The sequence below is a fragment of the Pleomorphomonas diazotrophica genome (assembly GCF_002844595.1).
GTDB lineage: Bacteria > Pseudomonadota > Alphaproteobacteria > Rhizobiales > Pleomorphomonadaceae > Pleomorphomonas > Pleomorphomonas diazotrophica.
Map to the genome: position 1 here is coordinate 232,473 of NZ_PJNW01000014.1, position 11,338 is coordinate 243,810.

Here is an 11,338-nt window from a genome sequence, read left to right on the forward strand (position 1 = left end):
GCGAAAGCGTGCCGGCGGAGCGGACGTAGAGGTTCGCAGTTCATAATCGACCCTAGTTTACTTGCTGCCTCTCGGCAGGAGAGGGTGATTTTGTCGTCGCCGGCACCGAGGAGTGGATGGACTGAATGGCCACTGCGAAGAAACCCGCTGTCCGTAATGGGTTCAAGACCAACGAGCACATCGTCTATCCGGCCCATGGGGTCGGCCAAATCGTTGCCGTCGAGGAGCAAGAGATCGCCGGCATGAAGCTGGAGCTCTATGTCATCGTCTTCGAGAAGGACAAGATGACCCTGCGCGTGCCCATGGCCAAGGCCGAGCAGGTCGGTATGCGCAAGCTCGCCGAGGACGACACGGTCGACAAGGCGCTCGAGATCATCAAGGGTCGCGCCCGCGTCAAGCGCACCATGTGGAGCCGCCGCGCCCAGGAATACGAAGCCAAGATCAACTCCGGCGATCTCGTGGCCATTTCCGAAGTGGTGCGCGACCTGCACCGTGCCTCGAGCCAGCCCGAGCAGTCCTATTCCGAGCGCCAGCTCTACGAGGCGGCGCTCGATCGCATGGCCCGCGAGATCTCTGCGGTGTCCCGCATCACCGAAACCGAAGCCATCCGCCGCATCGAGGACAGCCTCAACAAGAGCCCGAAGCGCATTGCCGCCCGTGGGGATGCTGCCGAGGACGTGGCCGACGAGAGCGAGGACGAGGCGGAAGCCGCCTGATCGGCGCCAACGCTTCGGTTTGCTTCATTTTCAAGGCTCGGCGGGGAAACCTGCCGAGCCTTTTTTGCAAAAGCGGCGCGGGGGAGCGCCGAACGAGAGTGTGGGGAGAAGATGACAAGGCTGTCTTGCCTGTGGCTGACCAGCGCCGTCCTGGCGGCGCCGTTGTTGATCGATCCGGCCATCGCCGGGGACAGCGGTACGACCTTTCAGTCGGTCGCCATCGGAGACTGCGCGGCGGCCAAGGGAACGGTTTGCCTTACCGCACCTCTCGTGTCGGGAGCGCCGACGACGGCACTCGACGTTCTCAGCGACATCTATCCGGGTCTCGGTCCGGATGGGGCGGGGAAACGGTTTGCCGGTGCCGAGGCGGTCGAAGCGGCCAGCGATCCGGAGGCCGGCGAGCCCGCCGATCGCGCCGTGAACATCGCGACCAACGATTCCGCCGAGATCGCGGTCGTCGAGGCGGGCACCAAAGCCTATGCCGCCGCCATGAGCAACGGCGTGGTGACGGTAGCGGAGGTCAAGCCGGCCTACAGACCGCTTGGGCGGCTTCTGGTCGATACCGATCCGGGCGAGCCCACCTATGGCTACCGCCTGCTGCTCGCAGCACCGTCAAGTCCGGTGGTCGTCACGGTGAGCAGCCATTTCAATAGCGAGGAAGGCTTCGACTCGTTCCATCTCGTCGGAGTGGTGAAGGATGAGCTCGTCGATCTCTACGACGGCCCGTATCTCTACTCGTTCGCCCAGGCAACCGAGCAGTGCGAGATTCTCGATCACCGGGAAAACGTCGCCGTCTTCGAGACGGTGGCCGCGGCCGGCCGCGATCTCGCCGATGTCGCCATCATCATCGATTACGCCGCGACCTGTACCAACGGCGATGCGACCCAGCCCGTCGACAAGAAATCCTTCCCGATCCGGCTGACCTTTGAGGGCGCGCGTTATGACGGCGTCTCGTCAGCTCTCGACGATTTCAATGCCAAGTTCACGGAGTGAGCGCCGCCGCGGCATCCGGCGGCGGCGCTTTTCTCCCGTTTAGCGGGCCATATCGAACAGAAGGATCTCGGCGTCGCTTTGGGCGGAGATGGAGAGGTCGGGCAGTCGCTCGATGGCGGCGCCATCCCCCTCTCCGAGATCCTGACCATTGATCTTGACGCTGCCACGCGCCACCTGCAACCAGCCCAACCGGCCCGGTGCAAAGCTGTGGTCGACCTCGGTGCCGGCCGTCAGACGCCCAGCGTAGAGATCGACGTCGCGGTGGAGCGCCAGCGCGCCATCGCGACCGTCGCGGGAGGCAACGAGCCGCAGCCTGTTCGTGAGTTCGTCATTGAAGCTCTTCTGCTCGTAGGACGGGGCGAAGCCGTCCGCTTCCGGCAGGATCCAGATCTGCAGGAAATGCACTGGATCGGTGGCCGAGGCATTGAACTCGCTATGGCGAATGCCGGTACCGGCGCTCATGCGCTGCACGTCGCCGGGGCGGATCACCGAACCGGTGCCGAGGCTGTCGCGGTGTTGCAACGCACCTTCGAGCACGTAGGAGACGATTTCCATGTCGGCATGCGGGTGCGGCGGGAAGCCGCCGCCACCGGCGACGCGATCGTCGTTGATCACCCGGAGCGGGCCGAAACCCATGGCGCTGGGGTCGAAATAGTGGCCGAAGGAAAAGCTGTGGTGGCTGTCGAGCCAGCCGGCGTCAGTGTGGCCGCGCTCGCTGGCCTTGCGGATGGTGATCATTGCGGGTCTCCTGGTCGGGGCGACGCTCTATCGCCCGTTTGGTGACCCGAAGATGGGACCCGACGCGTCTTTTGTCAGGATAGCCTATTGCCGCCGCACTGTTCTCGGAAGATGAACAATCGCGTGGGTTCAGCGGTCGACAATGATCTTCACGCGTGTGCCGGGCCGCGGCTCCTCGTTGGCGGCAAGGCCGTTGAGTGCCCTGAACAGGATGACGCCCCGGTCCATGGGCACCATGCGCCGGGTGAGCATCACGGCGGTCTCGCCGACGCCTACGCTGACGACGCGGATGCGTAGCGGGGCAAGCGACGCCTTCTCGGCTTCCGACAGCGAGCGGAAGGAAGCGACCGTGGAACTGAAGGTGCTGTCGAGGGCAGCGGCGTCGCCGCGCGTCGCGAACAGGAAGCGGAACGCCTGGTCGTTGAAGCGGACGACGGCGATCCGGTAGGTGAAGCCGCGTGCAGCCGCCGAGGCGACGGCAGCCGGCAGTCCGGCGATCGACACGGTGCGCACCGATTGCCGATCAAGCCCGTTGACCCAGCCGGAGGTCAGGTAGGTGACGAGATCGCTGCCGGCCGCGACATTGGCGCCGTCAAAGCGCATGGCGACGCCGTCGGCGTTGGTGGCGAGCACCGCCTTCGACGTGTTGTCAATCAGGAAGCCCTCCGGCACCTCGAAGGCGAAGCCCAGCTTGGCGTGCAGGAACTGACGGCCGCGCACGTAGCCTTCGTTCGGGTCGTCGCCATACATGATGCCGTCGATGCGCGACAGGTAGCCGTCGCGGTCCACCTCGCCATCGGTGACGCCGGTGGCCTTCGCCACCTCCCGCGCCTGGGCGAGACGCTCGGGTGTCGACGGGTGCGAGGACAAGAAGTCGATCGAGCCTGTGTCGTCCTCCGGAAGGCCGTTCTTCCAGGCGGCAAGGCGCGACATCGAGGTCAGGAAGCGCGGCGAACCATAGGGGTCGAAGCCGGCCTTGGCCAGGGTCGCAATGCCGATCTTGTCGGCCTCAAGCTCCTGGATCTGCGAGAAGCGTGCAAGGGAGACCTGCGTCGAGGCGAGCGCCACGCGTTGCACGGCCGGATCCTGCACCACGTCCTGCACGGCCTGGCTGGCCACGGCCGCGGCCTCCGCCTTCTGCGCCCGCAAGAAGGCGTGGCGGGCGGTGACGTGGGCCATCTCGTGGGAGATCACGGCGGCAACCTCGGCTGTGTCGCTGGCGAGCGCCAGAAGGCCGCGCGTGACATAGACATAGCCGCCCGGCAGGGCGAAGGCGTTGACGGCCGGCGAGTTGAGGATGGTGACGCGGTAGCTCCGCCAAGGCTCGGGACTGGCGGCGACCAGCCGCCCCACGACGCTGGCGATCGCCAGTTCGGCCTCTCGGTCCTCATAGGTGCCGCCGAACGCGGCGACGATCTTGGGATGCTCCCGCTCGGCGATCGCCACCTCGTTGGGATCGACCTTGCCTTGCGGGATGGTCGTTGTGATCGACTGCTCGGCGGAAAGGCCGCCATCCTCGCCGGACAGTCCCAGGCAGCCGGCAAGCGACAGGGCGAGAGCCATCGCGGCGGTCCTCGACGCGAACCAGCAGAGATTGCCTGTTCTACCCATCCGTCCGACCATGCTGCTTCCTAGTCCGTTCCCATGTCCGATGCGCTGTCCGCCAGACGCAAGGCCAGCGGCGTCCCGAGGTCCAAATCGAGGCCGTTGCGCCGAGTTGCCCAGCCGCGCACCTCGATCATCCGCCCGGCAAGGCTCTCAGGCGGCCGCCCGGCGGCTGTCAGCGCCGACGCCGTCGCCTCGCGAAGGCGCACCGTGGCATCCGTCCGGTAGTTGCCGCCAAAATTGATATAGGTGGTTCGGCCCGACCGGCCAACCGAGGCGACCCTGCCACGGCCGAGCACGAAATCGGGGAGGCCAGCCGCCGCCGCGTTCAGATCCGTCCATATCCGGCTTTGCCGCCAAATACCACGTTTTTCCGTACGTGCCTCGGTTTCGGCGGCGAGAAAGCGCGTGGCGCAGGGCGCAAAGGACACATCGGCAAGGCTGGCGCCGGCCGCTAGGAGCCGCTCGCCGACGCTGGCGCCGCTTTCCAGGCGGAGGACGCCATGCAGGCGGCCGCGACGGTCGGGGCCATCCACGGCGGCAAGAGCGACGACCTTGCCGCGAAGGTCGGCCATGACGTTCGAATAGGTGGAGCGGGCTGCTTCACCCCCTTTGGCCGGAAGGATCAGCCCCTCAAGAACGACGATGACGGGGGCAGGCGTGGCGGTCGGCTGGAGAGGGGCGAGGGCTATCACCGGCCGAACGGTTCCTGGCGATGGCGGAGCGGTTGTCTCGATGCGATGGGTCGGCGTCACCGGGCCGTCGAAACACGTCTCCTGTGCCTCGCTCGGCTGGATGGCCAGCAAGGCAAGGGCAAGCGCGGCGATCGTGTGAGCAACGCGGGGCATTGGCGGGGTCTCTGCTGCATTTGATTGTAGCGGAGCGCTCAACCACCGCCTATCCCTTGGAACGGCTGGCTGCCTTCCCTTTACGGCATGACCCTCGAAAAGGGCTGTCAAAGCCAGCGTCGATTTGCTAGATGAGCCGAAGCGGCCGGACGCTTGGTCCGGCCGCGCCGCGTCCCGGTAGCTCAGCAGGATAGAGCAACGGTTTCCTAAACCGTAGGTCAGGGGTTCGAATCCCTTCCGGGACGCCACTTTCCAACCGATGCGCTATCTTTTGACCGCCCTGACGACGCCAACGAGGATGCAGGCGCCGATGACGCCGGCGATGAGATAGCCGATCCAGCCGCCGAAGGAGATGCCGAGGATTCCGAACAGGAAGCTAGCGATGGCGGCGCCAATGATGCCGAGCACGATATTGAGGAAAACCCCCGTATCGGTCTTCATCAGTCCTGAAGCGATCCAGCCCGCAAGGCCGCCGATGATAATGGCTGCGATCCAGCCGATGCCTGCGTCGTCCATCTTTCACCTCGAGCAGTCGTTCAAGTTGAGTGGCCCTTGCTGCCTTCCGGCAGCGACTGGCCGACGAGAGAACAACGAAGTACGAAGCGCGCAGTTCCCAATGAAGCGGGCTCGACGGCAATTCGGTCGCGAAAGAGCGCTTGCCGTGGCATGGGTCGAGCCAGCGACCATGAAAAAGCCGGCGCCAGCGGGGATTGCTGGTGCCGGCTTTCCTCCTTAAGGATACATCAAAGGCATCAGTAACCGGCGGCGTCTGCCTTGCTGCCGCCAACGATGGCGACGCCGGCGCTGGCACCGATGCGCGTCGCGCCAGCGTCCACCATGGCCCAGGCGGTCTCGGCGGTGCGAATGCCGCCGGATGCCTTCACGCCCAATTCGGGACCGACCACGCGGCGCATCAACGCGATGTCCTCGACGGTTGCGCCGCCGCTCGAGAAGCCGGTCGACGTCTTCACAAAGTCGGCGCCGATTTCCTTGGACATGCGGCAGGCCGTTTCCTTCTGGGCGTCGTCCAGCAGGCAGGTCTCGATGATCACCTTGAGCACCTTGCCGGCCGTCGCCCGGCGCACGGCGGCGATGTCGGCGCCGAAGCGGTCGAGGTCTCCCTCACGCAGTGCGCCGACGTCGATCACCATGTCGATCTCGTCGGCGCCATCGGCGATGGCGCGGGAAGCCTCGTCGGCCTTGGCGGCGGCACCGTTGGCCCCGAGCGGGAAGCCGACCACCACGCAGGTCTTGACCGGGCTACCCTCCAGGCGGCCGGCGACGAAGCCGGCGTGCACGGCATTGACGCAGACGGAGGCAAAGCCATGTTCGATCGCCTCGTCACAGAGCCGCGCGATTTCTGCCCGGGTCGCCTCCGGCTTCAAAATCGTGTGGTCGATCATTCCGGCGAGAACCCGGGGATCACGTTTCGCTTCCGTCATTTCAACGACTCCATCCAGCTTTCATGTTATGATCGTGACAAAATTTGTTCGGAACGTTTCATGCTGGTTCCGGCGAGTCAAGACGGCCAGGTAAGTTGGGCGGGCTTCCGTGAGAAAGACTGAACGCGTAGAGCGTCTCAAGGAGAGATTGGCGGACGTCGGAGTGCTGCATCTCCAGGAAGCTGCCACGCTCCTCGGTGTGTCGGGCATGACGGTTCGGCGCGATCTCGCGTCAGCGCCGCATCTCTTCAGCTATCTTGGGGGATATATCCTGCCGGTCGGCGGCGACCGAAACGCCGTCTACCGCCTTGATATGGAGACCGACGCTCATGCCGAGGCGAAGGAGCTTGCCTGCCGCAAGGCAGCAGACCTCGTGGAACCGGACGATACGATCTTCATCGATTGCGGAACGACCACGCCGCGAATGGTCGATTACCTTCCGACGACGGGCCGGCTCACCGTCATCACCTACGCGATGAACGTCGCCGAGCGTGTCATCAGGCGTTCGGGGATAAACCTGATCCTGCTGGGTGGACTGTTCCACGCCTCGTCGCAAAGTTTTTCAGGCGACGAGGCCCTGCGGACCGTGGACCGGCTTGGAATCGGCAAAGCCTTCCTGTCGGCCGGCGGCTTGCACCCGCAGCACGGCGCGACCTGTTCCAACTTCCACGAGGTACCGATCAAGCAGGTGGTGCTTGCGCGTGCCGGATGGAGCTATCTGGTGATCGACGCGAGCAAGCTGGACAAGATCAAGCCTGCGTTCTTTGCCACCGCCGACCGGTTCGATCAGATCATCACCGAGTGACCGCAGCTTCCCGGCGTTCAGGCGAGAGCGGTAACGGCAGTCTTGACGTCACCCAGGGCGGCGACGGCGCGGTCCTTGGCGCCCTCGCTCTTCGCGTCGGCGAGAAGGCTCTCCGCCGCTGCGATCTCGGCCGCGGCAACGGCCGGCCCGAACTCGCTCTCCGGCACGGCTTTCTCGGCCAGCACGCTGAGACCCGCCGCGTTGACGTCGGCAAAGCCGCCACGCACGTAGATACGGCTTGCGACACCGCCGGCCTTCACCGTGACGATGCCGGTCTTCAGCGTGGTGAGGAACGGCGCATGGCCGGCGAGCACACCGAAGTCGCCCTCGCTGCCGGGCAGGTCCACCTGATCGGCGTCGACCGACAGAATCAGGCGCTCAGGGCTGACGAGCTCGAACTTGAAGGTTGCCATCCGGCGCTCCCAACGGTGTTTTTCTGGCAACTCCGGACCTTATGGAATTGCACTGGCGGCCAGTCGGCCGGTCGATGTCCAGGTTCCGGCGTGTCGCCGGGGAGGAGGGCGGCGTTACCCGCCCATCCCGGTCAGTCTATCAGGCGGCCTGAGCGGCGAGGCGCTGGGCCTTCTCGACGGCGTCGTCGATGGTGCCGACCATGTAGAAGGCAGCTTCCGGCAGGTGGTCGTAGAGACCTTCGCAGAGACCCTTGAAGCCCTTGATGGTGTCTTCGAGGGCGACGAGCTTGCCGGGCGAACCGGTGAACACTTCGGCCACGTGGAAGGGCTGGCTCAGGAAGCGCTCGATCTTGCGGGCGCGCGCCACGACCAGCTTGTCCTCTTCCGAGAGCTCGTCCATGCCGAGGATGGCGATGATGTCCTGCAGGCCCTTGTACTTCTGGAGGATCTGCTGCACCTGGCGGGCGACCGCATAGTGCTCCTCACCGACGATCTGCGGGTCGAGCATGCGCGAGGTCGAGTCCAGCGGGTCAACAGCCGGATAGATGCCCTTCTCGGAGATGGCGCGGTTCAGAACCGTCGTCGCGTCGAGATGGGCGAAGGAAGTGGCCGGCGCCGGGTCGGTCAGGTCGTCGGCCGGCACGTAGATGGCCTGCACCGAGGTGATCGAGCCCTTGTTGGTGGTGGTGATGCGCTCCTGCATGGCGCCCATGTCGGTGGCGAGCGTCGGCTGATAGCCCACCGCCGACGGGATGCGGCCGAGCAGAGCCGACACTTCCGAGCCGGCCTGGGTGAAGCGGAAGATGTTGTCCACGAAGAACAGCACGTCCTGGCCCTTGTCGCGGAAGTGCTCGGCGACGGTAAGGCCGGCCAGGGCGACGCGGGCGCGGGCGCCCGGCGGCTCGTTCATCTGACCGTAGACCAGGGCACACTTGGAGCCTTCGGTCGAACCGCCATGCTCGCGCGGGTCCTTGTTGACGCCCGACTCGATCATCTCGTGATAGAGATCGTTGCCCTCGCGGGTGCGCTCGCCGACGCCGGCGAACACCGAGTAACCGCCGTGCGCCTTGGCGACGTTGTTGATCAGCTCCTGGATCAGCACGGTCTTGCCGACGCCGGCGCCGCCGAACAGGCCGATCTTGCCGCCGCGGGCGTAGGGAGCGAGCAGGTCGACCACCTTGATGCCGGTGACCAGGATCTCGGCTTCCGTCGACTGGTCGGTATAATCAGGCGCTTCCTGGTGAATGGCGCGCTTGGTCTCGCCGACGATCGGGCCGACTTCGTCGACCGGCTCGCCGATGACGTTCATGATACGGCCGAGGCAGCCGTCGCCGACCGGCACCGAAATCGGCGCACCGGTGTCGACCACCTCCTGGCCGCGGACGAGGCCTTCGGAGGTGTCCATGGCGATGGTGCGGACGGTGTTCTCGCCGAGGTGCTGGGCGACCTCGAGCACGAGACGGTTGTCGCCGTTCTTCGTTTCGAGCGCGTTCAGGATGGCCGGCAGGTGTGCGTCGAACTTGACGTCGACGACGGCGCCGATGACCTGGGTGATCCGTCCGATATGCGTTTCAGCCATCGATGTGGTCCTTGATCGAAGTTGCGGTCAGAGCGCCTCGGCGCCCGAAATGATTTCAACGAGTTCGGTGGTGATCTTGGCCTGGCGCGTACGGTTGTAGGTGATCGACAGGCGGTCGATCATCTCGCCGGCGTTGCGAGTCGCGTTGTCCATGGCGCTCATCTTGGCGCCCATCTCGCCGGCGGCATTCTCAAGGAGAGCCGAGAACAGCGTGACGGAGACATAGCGCGGCAGCAGGGTCTCGAGGATTTCGGCCTCGTCGGGCTCGAACTCGTAGTTGGCCTCGGAGACGGTCGCCGACTTTTCCACCTTGACCGGCAACAGTTGCTTGGCCGTCGGGATCTGCTGGATGACCGACTTGAACTCCGAATAGAACAGCGTGCAGACGTCGAACTCGCCAGCCTCGAAGAGGTCGACGATGCGTCGGCCGAGGTCGTCGGCGATGTCGAAACTCACCGACTTGACGCCGCGCAGTTCGACCCGGTCGATGAAGCGGTCGCCATGCTCGCGCTTCAGCGCGTCGGCGCCCTTCTTGCCGACGGTGAGGATCTTCACCGTCTTGCCGGCGGCGAGCAGGGAGGCGGCGTGTTCGCGCGCCAGACGGACGATCGACGAGTTGAAGCCGCCGCACAGGCCGCGTTCGGCCGTGCAGACGACGAGCAGATGCACGTCGTCGCGGCCGGTGCCGGCAAGCAGGCGCGGCGCGTCGTCACGGCCGGCCATGGCGCCGGCGAGATTGGCGACCACCGCGCCGAGACGACGGGCGTAGGGACGGGCGGCGACCGCCGCCTCCTGCGCGCGACGCAGCTTCGCCGCGGCGACCATCTGCATCGCCTTGGTGATCTTCTGCGTCGCCTTCACCGAAGCGATGCGGTTCTTGAGTTCTTTCAAGCTGGCCATATCGGCTCCTGCCCAGGGGGCATCGGGGCGCGGGAGAGGAGGGCGGCGTCCGCCCTCCCGGGTTCAACAGGCGATATCGTCAGGCAAAGGACCTGGCGAAGTTGGAGATCGCCTCGTGGAGCTTGCCGCGCAGTTCGTCGGACAGCTGCTTTTCGGCCCAGATGCGGTCCAGGATGTCCGGATGCTTCTCGCGGAGATAGCGCAGCAGACCGTCCTCGAAGGGGCGCACCTTGGAGAGCGGCAGCGGATCGAGGAAGCCGGACACGCCGGCGAAGATCACGGCCACTTCTTCCTGGGTCTTCAGCGGCGAGAACTGCGGCTGCTTCAGGAGCTCGGTGAGGCGAGCGCCACGGTTCAGCAGGCGCTGGGTCGAGGCGTCGAGGTCGGAGCCGAACTGGGCGAAGGCGGCCATCTCACGATACTGGGCGAGCTCGCCCTTGATGGTGCCGGCGACCTGCTTCATCGCCTTGATCTGGGCCGACGAGCCGACGCGCGACACCGAGAGGCCGACGTTCACCGCCGGGCGGATGCCCTGGTAGAACAGCGAGGTCTCCAGGAAGATCTGGCCGTCGGTGATCGAGATGACGTTGGTCGGAATATAGGCCGACACGTCGTTGGCCTGCGTCTCGATGACCGGCAGGGCGGTGAGCGAGCCGGCGCCATTCTCGTCGTTGAGCTTGGCGGCGCGCTCGAGCAGGCGGGAGTGCAGGTAGAAGACGTCGCCCGGGAAGGCTTCGCGTCCCGGCGGACGGCGCAGCAGCAGCGACATCTGACGGTAGGCGACGGCCTGCTTGGTCAGATCGTCATAGGCGATAAGGGCATGCATGCCGTTGTCGCGGAAATACTCGCCCATGGCGCAGCCGGCGAAGGGGGCGATGTACTGCATCGGCGCCGGGTCGGAAGCGGTGGCGGCGACGACGATCGAGTACTTGAGTGCACCGGCGTCTTCCAGCTTCTTGACGAACTGGGCGACGGTGGAGCGCTTCTGGCCGACGGCGACGTAGACGCAGTAGAGCTTGACCTTCTCGTCATCGGCTTCGTGCAGAGGCTTCTGATTGAGGAAGGTGTCGAGAATGATGGCGGTCTTGCCGGTCTGGCGGTCGCCGATGACCAGCTCGCGCTGGCCGCGACCGATCGGGATCATGGCATCGATGGCCTTGAGGCCGGTCGACATCGGCTCATGCACCGACTTGCGCGGGATGATGCCGGGCGCCTTGACGTCGACGCGGGCGCGGGTTTCGTACTCGATCGGGCCCTTGCCGTCGATCGGGTTGCCGAGGGCGTCCACGACGCGGCCGA

Annotated in this window: 12 protein-coding genes and 1 tRNA gene; 4 read left to right on the forward strand and 9 right to left on the reverse strand. The window is 65.6% G+C overall.

Annotated elements, in window-relative coordinates; translation table 11 throughout:
• The first annotated feature begins 125 nt into the window (after positions 1-125).
• Together CXZ10_RS17080 and CXZ10_RS17085 are read left to right on the forward strand one after the other, a co-directional pair.
• Positions 126-716, forward strand: coding sequence for a CarD family transcriptional regulator (locus CXZ10_RS17080; RefSeq protein WP_101290558.1), 591 nt, complete (start codon positions 126-128; stop codon positions 714-716).
• Positions 717-827: 111 nt separating this feature from the next.
• Positions 828-1,709: a hypothetical protein gene (locus tag CXZ10_RS17085; protein ID WP_101290559.1), complete on the forward strand. Its 882-nt coding sequence runs from the start codon at positions 828-830 to the stop codon at positions 1,707-1,709.
• A 39-nt stretch (positions 1,710-1,748) separates the two neighbouring features.
• On the opposite strand, the gene CXZ10_RS17090 is transcribed toward CXZ10_RS17085, so the two are convergent.
• The 3 genes from CXZ10_RS17090 to CXZ10_RS17100 all read right to left on the reverse strand — a co-directional run bounded on the left by CXZ10_RS17090 (position 1,749) and on the right by CXZ10_RS17100 (position 4,900).
• On the reverse strand, positions 1,749-2,447 hold the full coding sequence (locus CXZ10_RS17090) for a pirin family protein (protein ID WP_101290560.1): 699 nt from the start codon (positions 2,445-2,447) through the stop codon (positions 1,749-1,751).
• A 129-nt stretch (positions 2,448-2,576) separates the two neighbouring features.
• Positions 2,577-4,010 carry a M48 family metalloprotease gene (locus tag CXZ10_RS17095; protein ID WP_244617123.1) on the reverse strand — a complete coding sequence of 478 codons (1,434 nt, stop codon included), beginning with the start codon at positions 4,008-4,010 and terminating at the stop codon, positions 2,577-2,579.
• Between the two features lie 68 nt (positions 4,011-4,078).
• Entirely contained in the window at positions 4,079-4,900 is an 822-nt protein-coding gene (locus CXZ10_RS17100) for a thermonuclease family protein (RefSeq protein ID WP_101290561.1), read from the reverse strand.
• A gap of 171 nt (positions 4,901-5,071) precedes the next feature.
• Between CXZ10_RS17100 and CXZ10_RS17105 the strand changes: the two genes are divergently transcribed.
• Positions 5,072-5,148, forward strand: a tRNA-Arg gene (locus tag CXZ10_RS17105).
• 16 nt (positions 5,149-5,164) lie between these two features.
• On the opposite strand, the gene CXZ10_RS17110 is transcribed toward CXZ10_RS17105, so the two are convergent.
• Both CXZ10_RS17110 and deoC read right to left on the reverse strand, forming a co-directional pair.
• A complete protein-coding gene (locus tag CXZ10_RS17110) occupies positions 5,165-5,416 on the reverse strand; it encodes a GlsB/YeaQ/YmgE family stress response membrane protein (protein ID WP_101290562.1) in 252 nt (83 codons plus the stop codon).
• Positions 5,417-5,652: 236 nt separating this feature from the next.
• Entirely contained in the window at positions 5,653-6,342 is a 690-nt protein-coding gene (gene deoC, locus CXZ10_RS17115) for a deoxyribose-phosphate aldolase (protein WP_180336050.1), read from the reverse strand.
• Positions 6,343-6,451: 109 nt separating this feature from the next.
• Here deoC and CXZ10_RS17120 point away from each other — a divergent pair, with 109 nt between their 5' ends.
• Positions 6,452-7,147: a DeoR/GlpR family DNA-binding transcription regulator gene (locus CXZ10_RS17120; RefSeq protein WP_101290564.1), complete on the forward strand. Its 696-nt coding sequence runs from the start codon at positions 6,452-6,454 to the stop codon at positions 7,145-7,147.
• Between the two features lie 17 nt (positions 7,148-7,164).
• Here the strand turns inward: CXZ10_RS17120 and CXZ10_RS17125 are convergent, their stop codons facing one another.
• The 4 genes from CXZ10_RS17125 to atpA all read right to left on the reverse strand — a co-directional run.
• Positions 7,165-7,560 (reverse strand): F0F1 ATP synthase subunit epsilon, encoded by a 396-nt coding sequence (locus CXZ10_RS17125; RefSeq protein WP_101290565.1) that lies wholly within the window; start codon positions 7,558-7,560, stop codon positions 7,165-7,167.
• A 139-nt stretch (positions 7,561-7,699) separates the two neighbouring features.
• Positions 7,700-9,139 (reverse strand): F0F1 ATP synthase subunit beta, encoded by a 1,440-nt coding sequence (atpD, locus tag CXZ10_RS17130; RefSeq protein WP_101290566.1) that lies wholly within the window; start codon positions 9,137-9,139, stop codon positions 7,700-7,702.
• Positions 9,140-9,166: 27 nt separating this feature from the next.
• Positions 9,167-10,039: a F0F1 ATP synthase subunit gamma gene (locus tag CXZ10_RS17135; protein WP_101290567.1), complete on the reverse strand. Its 873-nt coding sequence runs from the start codon at positions 10,037-10,039 to the stop codon at positions 9,167-9,169.
• Between the two features lie 79 nt (positions 10,040-10,118).
• On the reverse strand, positions 10,119-11,338 hold a 1,220-nt coding region (gene atpA, locus CXZ10_RS17140), incomplete at its 5' end, for a F0F1 ATP synthase subunit alpha (RefSeq protein WP_101290588.1).

Coding starts and splice junctions, on each gene's coding strand:
- CXZ10_RS17080 (WP_101290558.1), top strand. CDS start 126: ATGGCCACTGCGAAGAAACCCGCTGTCCGTAATGGGTTCAAGACCAAC.
- CXZ10_RS17085 (WP_101290559.1), top strand. CDS start 828: ATGACAAGGCTGTCTTGCCTGTGGCTGACCAGCGCCGTCCTGGCGGCG.
- CXZ10_RS17090 (WP_101290560.1), bottom strand. CDS start 2,447: ATGATCACCATCCGCAAGGCCAGCGAGCGCGGCCACACTGACGCCGGC.
- CXZ10_RS17095 (WP_244617123.1), bottom strand. CDS start 4,010: ATGGCTCTCGCCCTGTCGCTTGCCGGCTGCCTGGGACTGTCCGGCGAG.
- CXZ10_RS17100 (WP_101290561.1), bottom strand. CDS start 4,900: ATGCCCCGCGTTGCTCACACGATCGCCGCGCTTGCCCTTGCCTTGCTG.
- CXZ10_RS17110 (WP_101290562.1), bottom strand. CDS start 5,416: ATGGACGACGCAGGCATCGGCTGGATCGCAGCCATTATCATCGGCGGC.
- deoC (WP_180336050.1), bottom strand. CDS start 6,342: ATGACGGAAGCGAAACGTGATCCCCGGGTTCTCGCCGGAATGATCGAC.
- CXZ10_RS17125 (WP_101290565.1), bottom strand. CDS start 7,560: ATGGCAACCTTCAAGTTCGAGCTCGTCAGCCCTGAGCGCCTGATTCTG.
- atpD (WP_101290566.1), bottom strand. CDS start 9,139: ATGGCTGAAACGCATATCGGACGGATCACCCAGGTCATCGGCGCCGTC.
- CXZ10_RS17135 (WP_101290567.1), bottom strand. CDS start 10,039: ATGGCCAGCTTGAAAGAACTCAAGAACCGCATCGCTTCGGTGAAGGCG.